This window comes from Streptomyces sp. NPDC059582 (assembly GCF_042735715.1).
GTDB lineage: Bacteria > Actinomycetota > Actinomycetes > Streptomycetales > Streptomycetaceae > Streptomyces.
Window position 1 is genome coordinate 254,215 of sequence record NZ_JBHWCC010000001.1, and the last position, 12,956, is coordinate 267,170.

A 12,956-nucleotide genomic window follows, 5' to 3' on the forward strand; every position below is an offset into this window, starting at 1 on the left:
CGTGATGCCGCGGGAGGCGGAAGCCGATGAGTCCTGTCCCTCCGTAGTACGAGGGACAGGACTCGGGACGGGCTCCGGGTCAGTTCAGCGCGGGCGGTCCGGCCTGGGCCGCCGTTCCCCAGCCGGAGGGCTCGGCGCCGACGGTGAACGCGAGCGAGCGCAGGTCACGCAGAGCGTTCGTGGTCAGATAGGTGCGGGCGTACGGGGCGCCGTCGACGCGGGCCGACCGGATGTAGTGGCTGCCGTCCGAGGTGCCGGGGGCCGTCACGGTGAGCGCACCACGCGGGTAGTAGCGCCGGTCGAGGGTGAGGTCGACCCGCTCGAAGACGGGTGTGGACAGGCCCCAGGTGTCGTAGCCGGGCTGCACCGGGAAGACGCCGATCGACGACAGCACCATCCAGGCCGACATGGTGCCGAGGTCGTCGTTGCCGGTCATCCCGGTCGGGGCGTCCGTGAAGAGGGTCAGGGCCGCGTGCACCACGTCGGTCGTCTTCCACGGCTGGCCGGTCGAGAGGTAGGTGTACGGGGCGATGAGATCGGGCTCGTTCTGCGGGTTGTACTTGTCCGCGTTGTAGTAGTCGTAGGGGCCGTTCACCCAGACCTCGCGGGCGGTCTTCGCGGGGTCCCGCACGAGCTGGTCGTAGGCGAAGAAGGAGTCCAGCCGGTCGTTGGCGGCCTGCTTGCCGCCGATCAGGTCGACCATGCCGGGCAGGTCCTGCGGCACGAGCCACTGGTACTGCCAGGACGTGCCCTCGTGGAACCCCTCGCTCTGGGCCGGGTCCTCGGGACCGGTGAAGGCGCCGGAGGCGTCGCGGGCCCGGAAGAAGCCGGTCGAGGCGTCGAAGAGGGTGCGGTAGTTCTGGGCTCGGGCGGCGTAACGTGCCGCGTCGGCGTGGTGGCCGAGATCGCGGGCCATCTCGCCGAGCATGGCGTCCGACAGGGCGTACTCCAGCGTCGCTGAGGCGCCGTGGTCGTAGTCCGAGTCGCCGGGCTTCACATGGGCGCGGTCCTTGATGTAGGGCGCGAAGCCGTTCGCAAGGTACTCCTTGTTGGCCTCGCGGCCCACGGCCGGCGAGTCCGCGGGCGGCACTCCGTCCGCGTTCTTCTTCAGGGCCCGGTAGGCCTGCTCCTCGTAGCCCTTCAGCAGGCCCTGCTGGTAGGCGTTGGTGAGGAACGGGGTGACCGGGTCACCGGTCATGATGTTCGTCTCGACCGTGCCGTAACCCCACTTGGGCAGCCAGCCGCTCTCCGTGTCGATCTTGATGACGGAGATCGCCATGTCCCGGGCCTCGCGCGGCGCGAGCAGGGCGAGAAGCTGCGACTGGGTGCGGTAGGTGTCCCACAACGACCAGTTCTGGTAGTACGTGAAACCGCGGGCGCGATGGATCTTCTGGTCCCAGCCGGTGTAACGGCCGTCGGCGTCACTGCCGATGTTCGGCGCGAGGAAGGACCGGTACAGGGACGAGTAGAAGGTGCGACGCAGCGTGTCACTGCCGCCCTTCGCGCGTACGTCGTCGAGCCGGTCCTCCCAGGCCCGCTGCGCGGCGTCACGGACCTGCTGGAAGGAACGGCCGCCCTCGGAACGGAGGTTGACGGCCGCGCCGTGGGCGTCGACGTAGGAAAGGGCGGTCGTCGCCTCGACGGTCCGGTCCTTGCTCGTGTCGAAGCGGACGTAGGCGCCGTCGCGTCCGGCGCTCGAACCGTCGGTGACCGTGGAGCCGTTCCAGGTCCCATGGGCGGCGAACGGACGGTCGAAGCGGGTGATCGTGTAGATGGTGTACGGCTCGGTGTCCTGACAGAAGCCGCTGCCGGTGATCGCGGTGCGTACGGTCCGGTTGTCGAGGATCTCGACCTTGGTGGAGACCGTCCGGTGCAGTGACTGGCCCGCGTTGAGCAGGACGTTGGCCTTGTCGGTGGCGGGGAAGGTGTAGCGCTGCACTCCGGTGCGTGCGGTCGCGGTCAGTTCGGCCTCGATGCCGTCCTTCAGCCCGACCTTGTAATAGCCGGGGCTCGCCTTCTCCGCGTCATGACTGAACTCGGCCTCGTACTTGGCGTAGTCCGTCTCGGTGACGTCGCCTGTGGTCGGCAGCACGGGCAGGTCGCCGCCCAAGCCGCAGCCGACGCCGGAGAGATGGACGAGGGAGAAGCCTCGGATGTGGTTCTGGGAGTAGTCGTAGCCGGTGTTGTGCCCGGTGTCCGGCGAGAACTGCACCATCCCGAAGGGCACGGCCGCGCCGGGGTAGGTGTTGCCGTCGTTCTCGCTCCCGATGAACGGGTTGACCAGGTCGGTGAGCTCGGTGAGTCGGTCACTCACGGCTCCGGCCGCCTGGGCCGAGGGCGCGGCGAGGGCGGCGCCGAGCAGCGCGACCGCTGTGACCACCGTCCCCGCGCGGCGTGTTCGCTGGATCCGATGCATGGGCGTCAGCGCCTCCCGTGAGCTTTAGACAACGTTGTCAAAGTGGAGTGAGGCTCATTCTTTGATGTCGGGCGTGTACTCGTCAAGACTCGGGGCGTGGGGCGATGTCGGGGGCGGCACCGGAAAGGCGGGCTTCGCCCAACTCTGGGCTGAGGCTTGGGTGGGCTGTTGGGTATGAGGGGCCGACCCATCGGCGCTACGGCCGATTCGTGCGGCCCGCCTAAGCGTCAACCCTCCTGCCGTCTGATAGAGAATGTTCCACTTGGTGCGGCTTGTCCCCCGCAATGGTGAGCCGGTCGCACCTGGTGTTCGAACCCCGCGCCACGACGGCGGCTGACGCGACAGTAGAGGGAGACCATGGGCTGGACACTCACACGTCGGGCGGCGGCGTCGGCGGCTCTCGCCGGAGCGATCGCCATCGTCTCGACGATGCTGCCGACGGCCCATGCCGGAACGCGGACCGGGGGCGCGCGGTCGTTCGCGCCCGTCGCGGAGAAGCGGCCCAACTCGCCCGCGCCGCTCCCCCCTCGTCTCCCGCGGGACTTTCGGGGGAAGGGCAAGTGGGTCGTCCGGGACCTGGACATCACGGTCCCGTTCACCTGGGAGGGGAGAAACGGCGACAGCCAGATGATCGCGGGCGGCCCGCAGTACCCGATCTGGTTCACGAACCTTATCCACCACGGCAGCCTCTACACCCTCACCTACAAGTGGCCCGGCCTGACCGACCATCCGTGCTCACGGATCCCGGGCTTCGACCTCGACCAGTTGAACCAGGCACTGCGAGGCGCACGGTTCGTCGGGCGGGAGATCCTCCAGCAGAACCCGGATCGGTACGTGAACCACTGGAGGGTCGGTGTCGTCCTGCCGAAGCTGCCTCCGGGGAAATTCCTGCGCTTCCCCCTTGCGCTCGGCGACATCTATGTCGATCAGAAGGATCGGGGAACGTTCTGGCAGGTGCTGCAATTCGGCGTCCAGAATCTCTACGACCCCGCGTTGGACGAGTGGCTCGTGATGGACACGTTCGAGCACAAGCCCGGTACGGTCACGCTTCCCCCGCGCTGCTCAGCACCACCGTTGGCGTAGGTCTGCAGGACAACCGGGACAGGGACCGACCTCGTCGAACAGGCCACGTCGGACGAGCTCGGTAGCGGTGGCAGCCCGCAGAGCTTCCCCAGCGACCCGGACGCGCTCCGGCCGCAGGTATCTCGGAAGCCCGTATCCCCGGTCCTCGTCCTCGGCGAACGGCTCCTCACCATGGACCCCGTCCCGCACGCCGACGGCGCACGTGCGTCGCGCGGTGGTGGGTCAAGCCGGGGAATCGGTGTCGGCACGGAGGAGGCCGCGAACGCCTCGGGGCCCTGCTCCGCCGCCGGGTCCATCCACATGACCTGCCAGCCGTGGCCGTCGAGGTCGTAGAAGCTGCGTGAGTACATGAACCCGTAGTCCTCCGCGTCGTCCGCCTCGGAACCGCCCGCCGCGAGTGCGGCGGCGCTGACCGTGTCGACCTCGTCGCGGGACGACACGCTCAAGCAGTACAGCGCCAGCGTGTGCGTGGTGGGATCGGCCATCGGCAGTTTCGCGAACTCCGCGAACTTCTCGCGGCTGAGCAGCATGACGAAAGCATGCTCACCGACCGCATGCAGGCGGAGGTCTCGTCGGTGAACCGCGGGTTGAAGCCGAACCCGAGCTCCGCGAAGAACGCCTTGCTGCGCTCGAGGTCCGCCACGGGGATGTTCACGAACAGCATGCGGCCGGGGTGTGCGGGAATGGTCATGGTGGGCAGTCGATGGCTCGATGGCGTACGTCCTGATGGACCGGGCCGGCCGACGGAACTCATCGATGGATCACGGCTGAAGGCCATCGCACTCGATCAGTGAGCCGTCAGGGCCCATCGTGAAGAAGCGCGGCGGGCCCATGGCTTCCATGGCCCTCCGCAGCGCCGCTTCCTGCTCCGCGGGATCAGGGCCGTGCGGGTCCCGGACCCGGAATCCGTGCAGTCGGATGTCGTCCGCATCGATGTCGTCCGGCTCGGGGCGGCCCTCCTGGACGAAGCCGCAGAGTGCTCGCAGTGCGTCTTCGCCCAGTTCCAAGGGGTGGAACGGCAGTGGGTACGGATCTTCGTCCTCATCCGGCCAGGGGATGACGTCGGCCGGGCGGTCTCCGGCCCAGTAGGGCAGTTCGAAGGGGAGAGGTTCGCCGATGTTCTCGATGATGCCGCTGTCCGGGGACAGGCTCAGGGAGCGGACGAGTCGGCCGTCCTCCCACACGGCGAACGCGAGCCAGTCCACGACGCTGTGCATGGCGTGCAGCACGAGCCGTCGGCCGGCGCTCGCCGTCACGAGGTGCTCCGGGAGTTCGGAGGGGGCGTCGATCATCACCCTCTGGTCACCGATGACCTCAACGCCGGGCCAGCTCGCCGCGTACGCCGTCCCCTCCGGGGGATACACGCCGCTCCAGAGATTCGAGCCCTCGCTCTCCTCGATGTCCCAGCCTGGATAAAGCCGCCGCATCATGCCGGCCGTCCGTTCAAGGTCCGCTGTGCCCACTTCTCGCAGCAGCCCCGGCACGTCACCGTCGGCGTACACCAGAAAGCCCGTCTTGGCTCCCAAAACCCCTCCCCAGGGTGTTGCCCTCGTCAGCGGGTGCACCGTAGCTGTCCCCACTGACAACGGAGGCGACTCAGCCCGCACGGGTCCGGCTGGGCCGTCCCTGGGCCGTCCGCGGCCGACCGACGACGACCACGTCCGCCCTGATGAAGCAGCACTCAGCCGCCGCCCCGCGGAGCATGGCGGTAGCGAGGACCGTCGGGGCAGGGGACGGCGCTGTCACGGCATGGATCAGGAGGTGGTGAGGGGGGTGGGTACGGAGCCATTCGGCATCCCGGGATCCGGCGGATCCGGGGACTCCTATCCGGCCACCCCCCTTGGCCGCCGTGTTCCTCAGCGAGAACACCGAACCGGCTCATGCCCGGGACGGAAGCTCACACCCGCCACTGACAACGGCCTTGTGGCCTTGGTCGCACTACAACTCGACGTGTACGCGGCCCGGTTGAGGGTGATGGAGCATGTTCGTACGCACGGGCCGATTGGTGACCGGAGCCCTGACGTCAACGCTGAAGGTTGGAGCCCTGCCCGTTGCCGCAGCTCTTCCGCTGACATCCAACGTTGACATCAACACCCGGACGGCGCCGCCAAAGGGCACACGTACGCGCGGCGTGTCCGCCCGTGCAGGCACGGGCGGAGAACACCGGAAAACACGTCGAATCGCCGATGGCGGCAGCGTCGGGTTTGCCACCAGGTTTGCAGGTCGGTCCTATTCGCCAGTCTTCTTGAACACGGCTTGGACCAGACTGGCGTCTCCGGTGTAAACCCTCATGCGCTGCACGTTCCCGTCGGCAAGCGTGAGATCGAATCCGGCAGTGCCCATGAAGAGGTGCTTGTCCGCGGGGGCGATAGTGGTGGTGGCAAGCGGGATCGTCAGCACATCCTTGCCGGCCCTGGCTTCCCATATGGCGTCCGCGGAGTTCGACAGGCGCAACTCGCCCCACTGCGCCTTGACCTTGCTGTCCGGCCTGACGAACAGTGCACGTGCCCGGAGTTCAATGCCCTGGTGGAAGTCGGCCACGTCCTTCGCCGAGCTGACCGGGGCCCTACGGATAGCGGCCACCCAGCGGAAGAGCGGAGGCGTACTGCCAAAGGATGATCTAGAGGATATTGTCACGGGCCGCATGCTCGCACTCCACATACCCGCTCTACAAGGCGCGTTGGACCGCCCCTGTCGAAGCGACCATACACAAGGTTCTGACGTCGACGGCTGATATCAACGGCGCCGGACGGAGACGTACACCAGCGTCTACGTCCGGCCGCCGCACCCGTCGTCGACCGCTGCCGGAGCGAACCCCGCTCGAACTCCCAAGCAGCTGGCACGAGCTCAGGCATTCGGACATCACGTCGGCAACGGCCTGTGGCAGGACCGCGGACCGAGTGAATGGTCTGGAAGGGGATGGTGTCAGAAGTCTGGTCTAGATTTGGCCTGTGACCCACAGTCGTTCCGATCCCGGGGCACCCCGCGAGCCTGACCTTCCGCCCTACCAGGTTGTCCTGGCGGAGACCGACTGGGGTGCGCTCCAGACGGCTTTCGGGTCCGGTGAGGACCTTCCCAAGATTCTGACGCAACTCTTGGAGCCCGATCCCAAGGTCCAGGTCACCACCTTGTGGGAGCTGGGCGAGCTGGTCGGCCACCAGAACACCATTTACGAAGCCACCGCCCCCGCCGTCATGTACGTCGCCGGCATCCTCACCCACCCAGCGGTCATGACGCGACGGCCCTATCGCGACCGCCCCATCCGCGCGACGTTGTTGGGCTGGCTGGCTTCCACGCTTCACGACGCCTCCGACGAGATCGTCGCCCGCAACGAGGAGTACTTCCCCGGCTTCCTCACCCGCGACACCACCGTGGCAGCCTTCCGGGACCTGCGCCCGATGCTCTACGGGGCCGTCGCGCCCTTCCTGCATGACAGCCACGAGGATGTGCGTGAACCCGCCGCCATCGCCGCGCTCCTCCTCGCCGAACACCCCGCGCTCGCCGGGCACCGTGATCACCTCGCCGGGCACGCGCGCCGCATCCTGGACACCAGCAGCTACGAGCCCAACCGGCGCGTCGCGTGGAGGGCCCTCGCAGCATGGGGCCACAATCCGCCCGGCCCGGAGCCTCTTTCGGAGGAGGCCGAGGACTGGGAGCCGCACAGCGATGGCCGCGGTGATCTCGAACCTCCCTTCTGACCGATACGCGCACGGCACACCTGCGGACCATGGCAGCAGGTGAGAGACACACCGGCCCAAGGTCGCGCGTGCCACATCCGTGCCAGAACGGGCGGGGAACCACGGGGAACGGCGGGGACCAGGCCACCGATCAGCCAGGCTCCGCGCGCGCTCCGCCGCAGGTCGGCCAAGCAGCCTCCCGCCGAGAACCCAAGCTTCCCAAGCAGAGGTCTCACCGCCGTATCTGCCTATCGGTCCAACCAGACGAGCACCGCATCGTCCGCTCCGGCGGCGGCCTCCAAGAGCTGAGTGAGGCCTTCGTACCAGTGACGACCCCACTCCAGTGCATCAGGCTCGCTCCATCCGAGGGGGTACACCTCGGTGCTGGTCAGTTCGGCAGGATCCACACCACTGACGAGCTGGTCATAGCTGGTAGCCCCGCAGACCTTCCGCCGCGAGCCGGACCCGCTCAGGCCGCAGGTACCTGGGAGGCCCGTAGCCCCAGTCCTCATCCTCGGCGAACGGCTCCTCACCGTGGATCACGTTCACGGGGAACTCTGCGCGCGCCAGCAGGAAGCGGAGCATGTCCCAGGTCTTGTAAGTACTGAAGTGGCGCGCCTCGGCCGGCGCAGGCTCCGTCTCCTCCTCGGCGTCCTGGACCTCTTCGACGAAGTCCGGAGCGCAGTCGGGATCTCGGATCGCTCGATCAAGCTCGGTAGCCGTGACACGCAGGTACTCACCGATCATGCTCATGGCGTTCAGCCGAGACCGGAAGGCGATCCCAGCTGGTGACGAGCCCCCAATGAAGACAGGTGAACGCCCCTGCACACACAGCCCAACTCCCCGCCAACACAGGTTGGAAAGCGTGTCGGGATCTCAAGCGGTGCAGGCCGCTTCCCTCGCGGAGGATGAGGGGGGTGGGGATCCACGGCCTGCAACATAGTCCCGAGGTGGCTCCCAGGGACCTTTGTGCCCACCCCCCTTGACCGCGGACCTCGAAGGTTCTCTGACCGGTCTCACTCCGCTAGGCAAACTAGCAAGCAGCACTGACAACGCCCCGGCGCCCGGAGGACCGACATGCGAGGTCCCCATCAAGTGGTAGGCCACCTCAGCTCCCCAGGTTCGGCCATCCATCCCTGTTGGAGCAGCTCTCGAAGCAGTACCGGGTCGAGTGGCCCCACTCCTTCCCGGTAGCGAGTTCGTATGCCTGATCCGGCACATACAGCAGCCACTCCCCGTCACACTCGGTGGAGGTGTACGGGGCGAACTTGTCGACGTCGAAGAAGACGCCTTCCCATACGGCTTGTCCCGCGGCGACTACAGCGCATCGGGCGTACAGGAACCCGTCGGCAGACTGCGGGAAGGGCTCACCGTTCCGGCCTGTCATATCGGCAACGGGAAGCGTCCCGAACTTCTCCTGGTCCAGGCGGTAGAGAGCTTCGGCATGTCGTTCCGCGAAGCCGATGATGTCGGGGACGGAACGGCGGCTCAGCTCCTCGGCCAGGTGCTGGCAACTCGTCTGAGTGGCTTTGCCGTTCAGGGTGGCTATCAGCGTCCAGAAGGCGGCCCATGTCATTCTCACCGGCGCAGGATGCCAGAGCCCTCTGACATCCACGGCTGACATCAACGAGGCCGGACGACGGCATACGGCAGCACCCGCCCGGCCGACCGTCGGACCAGTCGTCGACGGCCCCAGGGGCGAGCGTAGATCGAACTCCTGAAGCGGTGGCTCCCTGACAACCAGCGGCAGCGGCCAGCCGGCGCAGGCCACTGGTGCGCTGCCGTCCTCGGTGAGGAAGAGCAGGGTGGTCCATGTGCGATCGGCGGAATCGATCAGCCCTGTGCGCACGGGCCGGCCATGTTCGCGTACGAGCTGCACTGCTCGTTCCAGCCCAAGAGGTTCGAGTCCGTGCATCCGCATGCGCTGAAGTCGGTGCTTGAAGACTCCGGCATGCTGTCCTGCGGGTTGTGCCCGGACTCCCACCCAGTAGGTGGCGCCGCTGCGGAGGGTGGCCAGAGCTGTCACGGACGCCTCGTCATCACCGGCCAACAGCGATTCCAGCACATGCCGTTCAATGGTTACCCCCGCCCGAAATCCTGCTGTACAGCAGCCAGGCACCGCAACCGCCACCAAGAAGCCCAAGCTTCCCAAGCTGAGGAGCCGGTGCACGGGCAGTCCTGGGATGAGGGCCTGGACGCGCTGGAGGACTCCGCCGAGGACGACGCGCGATCCCTACCGGATTGTCGGAAGCCTGGCAGCCCGTAGAGTCGCAGGCCCTGTACAGGATCGGGCCGGCGCAGCAGACGGCGTTGAAGCGCTACGACCCCTGGGAAGCCGCATGTTGGTTGATGGACGGCACGAGCAGGGGCGAGACCCGGGGGGACCGTGGGCAGGAGACGCTACGTGGCCAGGGGTGTGCCGGGTGGGTATCGGATCTGGGACAACCGAGGGCGTCGGTGGTGGGGCGATCTCTACGAGTTGTGTCCTGACGATCTCGTGGCCGAGCTCAACGGCGAGGCGGACCACGCGCGCATCTCGGCGCTGTTGAAGCACTACAGGGCACAGAAGCGATAGGGCCGTCCCGACGGAGCCTCGTCGGCACCTGATCGATCTGGGCACCGGGTCGGTGACCGCGCCCAGGGGGATCGCCTTCCGGCCCCGCATGGCCAGGCAGCCGAGATGACAGGGGCGACCTGGACAGCGGAAACGTCATACCCGGGGTCTCAGTCACGACCAAGCGCGGTCCGCTTCCCGGGCTTTGGTACGAGTGTTCGCCGCTCGCGCGGGGTCGGGCGCGGTTTCCCCCGCTTCTCGCCGTCCGTCTGCGGCGAGAAGGAGTTCCTCAAGGGCGGGGGGACGGTCGTGCAGCGTCCGTAGAGGTGTCCGCGTACCAGCTCGTCGTGCTCCAGGACGAAGTCGGAGACCTTCCAGAACTCCGGCAGCCTTGGATGGGCCAGGGCGGCTTCACGGTCGAGCTTGCGGCCGAAAAGGGGGCCGTCGGGGTGCGCGAGACCTGCGGTAACCAGGGTGGACGCGGGCGTGTCCTGGCCGGCGACAGGGCCTACCCGGCAGGCGAAAGCGACATGGTCGTCCCACGGGTCGGACCCGACGCCCCACGTCCCGAAGATGACGTCTATCCACGCGTCGTGGTCTCGGTCGCGGTGGTGGTAGCAGTTCGCGAAGTACACCGCGTAGGGAGCCCCGTCCGTGTAGAGGAAGTTCCAGGCTCGCTCGATGGGGGCATCGCAGCACTCGCACCGGAACTCGCGCGTCCGCCGGTCGGGGCCGTCAGAGACATGGCGTACATGGTGATCTACGGGAGCGGCCTCCGACGACCGGGGGTCGGGGCCGGCGATACGGTCGCCGGGCCGTGCGTCCAGGGCGTCCAGGCTGCGCGATGACCACAGGCACCCGCACCGGCAGCGGCGACCGGTCGGGCCTCGCTCGGGCGTCGCTTCAGCCGCTTCAGCCGCTTCACGTCCAGGCGATCAGAAGGAAGAGGAAGAGCAGTGCGGCGACGCAGGTCATGCCGAGGAATCCGATCCGCCACCTGTCGTCGGACGGGTGCGCGCGGTGGCCGTCGCCGGGTGGCGGGCCTGGGTCGTCGGCCGGGGCGGGCGGCTCCTGGAGGGGCTCCGGCAACGGCGCGGGGTTGGGAACCGCCCGCTGGTGGTGGAGCAGGTCGGACCAGGCCAGGGACGGGAGGTCCGGCACGCCGTACGGGGAGTCGAAGACCAGGCGGTCCAGGAAGCGGCGCTCCATCGGGCCGGGATTCTCGTGCAGCGACCTCAGCAGGCGTACCAGTTCGTCCGCGACGCCCGGATGCCCGACGTACGGCAGTACGGCCCAGTGGAGCAGCCACACGGCGGTGTCCGCTCTGAGGCGCAGTTCCTGCTCGTCCTGCTCTCCGTCGCGCAACGTGGGTCGGCGCAGGTACAGGTCCTGCTTCAGTACCCGGCGGCAGACGATGTCCGCTTCCCGCAGGGTGCGCCAACCTGCTCGGGCGGCCAGGGCGCCGAGGAGCGGATCGGCCTCTTCTCGCGATACGTCCTGCCTGGCGAGCCTGTCGAGCAACTCCCAGTCCGGCAGTCGGTCGATGCCCGCCGACGACGCCGACCTGCGGTCGTAGCGCCAGCGGGCGAAGGTCAGTCGGCGGGCCACGCGCTGGACCCCGGTCGGAAGCAGCGGCAGGCTGCCGCGAGCCTTGACCCGTCGGGACAGCCGTCGGTCCAGACGCTGTCCTTCCGTCTCCGGGAGCGAGTGCTCCGGACGGTACGACCGCGGAGGGCCGTAACGGGACAACTGATTTTCGGTGGGCCACCTCTGCGGCCTGTCCACCGAGGGCCCGTGGTCCGGTTGTCGGAGCGAGGCGTCGGTCGTGGGCCGGCGAGTCGTCGCTGACGGCCCGTGGGCCGGTTCGGGATCCGCCTCCGGCTCCGGCACCGGCACCGGCACCGGCACCGGCGTGCTCACGTGCGCGGTCGAGGGCGGAGAACCCGCACCGGTTCGGGTGAGGTCCCCCGTGGGCACGACGTGTCGCCCTGCGGAGCGCTCGTGAGCGACGGGCTGGTCGACGGCGTTCTCGTGCGTCGGTGTGGCGGGCGTGGGGACACCCGGGGCCGGCGGGCGCAGGGCGGGCGTCCGGTGTTCACGCAGGGGGTCTCCGTGCGGTTCGTCCTCCCGCAGACCGGTTCCACCGAAGCCGCCCGACCCGACGGCCGCGCGCGAGCCGCCCGACTCGACGGACCCGCCCGACCCGTCCGACCCGACTCCTGTCCTCGGCTCGTCCGCTGCGGGGAGGAGGTGCTGAACGTTCCCGTACCGGTCCGTGCGGGATGCCGACTGAACCGCTGTCGCCCCCGTACCGTGCATCACCGGACCGTAGGTCTGATCCAGCAACCGCCGCAGGGTGCGCAGCCGCTCCGGCGGTGGCACGGCGGCTCCTCTCGGGAAGCACAGGAACAGCCGACGGAGATCCCTCGCCTTGTCCGGGTCGGACAGGAACAGGCCCACCAGTTCCTGCGCGATCCGTTGGGCCTCGTCCTGCGGTGCGTTGTCGAGCGCGATCCGCTCCAGGCGGGCGTTCACGGCCGCCGACGAACGCCAGGCGGGCACGCCGACGACACGCAGTCCGTTGGTGTCGGAGGTGTCGTACGTCGCGTACGTCCAGAAGTCCCGCCCCAGCCAGTCGCCGAAGATGCCGCACAGCCCCCAGACGAGCAGGGGTGTTCCGTTCGTCCCGTCCCTGGAGAAGTCCGGGATACGGACCGACATCAAGTGGTCCGGGGTGCGCAGTAGTTGGGCGGTCACCGCGGCGAGCGCCTCCGCCACCGTGCGCACCTGAGTCGTGAACCACTGCCATTCCCGGCCGGCCGCCTCCCTGAGCTCGCCGTCCGTCACCTGCCGCAGGCTCCGGGGACCGGTACCCGACACCACGGGCGGGTCGAGCCGGTTCAGCGTCAGACAGAATCGGGCCTTGAGCACGTTCCGGGCGCCGACCAGGGCGTGTGACTGCGTACTGGTTCGGCCGTGGGCGTCGGGGCCGCTTCTGCGGTTGACGAGGACCACTTCTCCGCTCGCGCGGACGTAGCGGACCTGGCTGGGCTGTTCGCTGCCCTCCACCCGCAGCAGCGGCGCCAGCTCCGCCCTCAGTTCCTCGGCACGCTCAGGCTCGCACGAGTACGCCACAGCGGTGATGCCCGTGCCCGTCCGGCCGCGGTTGCCCTCCCAGCGGAAGACGATCTGGTCGAGCAGCTCTTCACTGCGCTGGTCCACGTCA

Annotated in this window: 11 protein-coding genes and 1 pseudogene; 3 read left to right on the forward strand and 9 right to left on the reverse strand. The window is 68.4% G+C overall.

Annotation, left to right across the window (positions count from 1 at the left end):
- Positions 1–79: 79 nt before the first annotated feature.
- Positions 80–2,416 carry a GH92 family glycosyl hydrolase gene (locus ACFV0T_RS01120; RefSeq protein WP_385773046.1) on the reverse strand — a complete coding sequence of 779 codons (2,337 nt, stop codon included), beginning with the start codon at positions 2,414–2,416 and terminating at the stop codon, positions 80–82.
- A gap of 357 nt (positions 2,417–2,773) precedes the next feature.
- Between ACFV0T_RS01120 and ACFV0T_RS01125 the strand changes: the two genes are divergently transcribed.
- Positions 2,774–3,499: a hypothetical protein gene (locus ACFV0T_RS01125; protein WP_385773048.1), complete on the forward strand. Its 726-nt coding sequence runs from the start codon at positions 2,774–2,776 to the stop codon at positions 3,497–3,499.
- A gap of 263 nt (positions 3,500–3,762) precedes the next feature.
- On the opposite strand, the pseudogene ACFV0T_RS01130 reads toward ACFV0T_RS01125, so the two are convergent.
- The 3 genes and pseudogenes from ACFV0T_RS01130 to ACFV0T_RS01140 all read right to left on the reverse strand — a co-directional run.
- Positions 3,763–4,190: pseudogene (locus tag ACFV0T_RS01130) on the reverse strand (VOC family protein); the annotation flags it as partial.
- A gap of 70 nt (positions 4,191–4,260) precedes the next feature.
- Positions 4,261–5,025, reverse strand: coding sequence for a DUF6928 family protein (locus ACFV0T_RS01135; RefSeq protein ID WP_385773050.1), 765 nt, complete (start codon positions 5,023–5,025; stop codon positions 4,261–4,263).
- A 703-nt stretch (positions 5,026–5,728) separates the two neighbouring features.
- Complete coding sequence (locus ACFV0T_RS01140; RefSeq protein WP_385773052.1) at positions 5,729–6,040, reverse strand: hypothetical protein; 312 nt, start codon at positions 6,038–6,040, stop codon at positions 5,729–5,731.
- A 554-nt stretch (positions 6,041–6,594) separates the two neighbouring features.
- Here ACFV0T_RS01140 and ACFV0T_RS01145 point away from each other — a divergent pair.
- Entirely contained in the window at positions 6,595–7,197 is a 603-nt protein-coding gene (locus ACFV0T_RS01145; protein WP_385773054.1) for a hypothetical protein, read from the forward strand.
- 227 nt (positions 7,198–7,424) lie between these two features.
- On the opposite strand, the gene ACFV0T_RS01150 is transcribed toward ACFV0T_RS01145, so the two are convergent.
- From ACFV0T_RS01150 to ACFV0T_RS01160, 3 genes are all read right to left on the reverse strand, one after another.
- Positions 7,425–7,688 carry a DUF1877 family protein gene (locus ACFV0T_RS01150; RefSeq protein ID WP_385773056.1) on the reverse strand — a complete coding sequence of 88 codons (264 nt, stop codon included), beginning with the start codon at positions 7,686–7,688 and terminating at the stop codon, positions 7,425–7,427.
- Entirely contained in the window at positions 7,600–7,929 is a 330-nt protein-coding gene (locus ACFV0T_RS01155; RefSeq protein ID WP_385773058.1) for a DUF1877 family protein, read from the reverse strand. Before ACFV0T_RS01155 ends, ACFV0T_RS01150 begins: the two co-directional genes overlap by 89 nt.
- Before the next feature lie 355 nt (positions 7,930–8,284).
- Complete coding sequence (locus ACFV0T_RS01160) at positions 8,285–9,241, reverse strand: DUF4240 domain-containing protein (protein ID WP_385773060.1); 957 nt, start codon at positions 9,239–9,241, stop codon at positions 8,285–8,287.
- Between the two features lie 321 nt (positions 9,242–9,562).
- On the opposite strand from ACFV0T_RS01160, the gene ACFV0T_RS01165 reads away from it, so the two are divergent.
- Positions 9,563–9,751, forward strand: coding sequence for a hypothetical protein (locus tag ACFV0T_RS01165; RefSeq protein WP_385773062.1), 189 nt, complete (start codon positions 9,563–9,565; stop codon positions 9,749–9,751).
- 149 nt (positions 9,752–9,900) lie between these two features.
- On the opposite strand, the gene ACFV0T_RS01170 is transcribed toward ACFV0T_RS01165, so the two are convergent.
- Both ACFV0T_RS01170 and ACFV0T_RS01175 read right to left on the reverse strand, forming a co-directional pair.
- A complete protein-coding gene (locus ACFV0T_RS01170) occupies positions 9,901–10,365 on the reverse strand; it encodes a hypothetical protein (RefSeq protein ID WP_385773064.1) in 465 nt (154 codons plus the stop codon).
- Between the two features lie 286 nt (positions 10,366–10,651).
- The gene (locus ACFV0T_RS01175; protein ID WP_385773066.1) at positions 10,652–12,952 is read right to left on the reverse strand and encodes a hypothetical protein; all 2,301 of its coding nucleotides are present in this window, start codon (positions 12,950–12,952) and stop codon (positions 10,652–10,654) included.
- Between the last annotated feature and the right edge of the window lie 4 nt (positions 12,953–12,956).

Bases quoted from the DNA above. Each gene is read 5' to 3' on its own strand.
- ACFV0T_RS01120 (WP_385773046.1), bottom strand. From the start codon at position 2,416: ATGCATCGGATCCAGCGAACACGCCGCGCGGGGACGGTGGTCACAGCG.
- ACFV0T_RS01125 (WP_385773048.1), top strand. From the start codon at position 2,774: ATGGGCTGGACACTCACACGTCGGGCGGCGGCGTCGGCGGCTCTCGCC.
- ACFV0T_RS01150 (WP_385773056.1), bottom strand. From the start codon at position 7,688: ATGAGGACTGGGGCTACGGGCCTCCCAGGTACCTGCGGCCTGAGCGGG.
- ACFV0T_RS01155 (WP_385773058.1), bottom strand. From the start codon at position 7,929: ATGAGCATGATCGGTGAGTACCTGCGTGTCACGGCTACCGAGCTTGAT.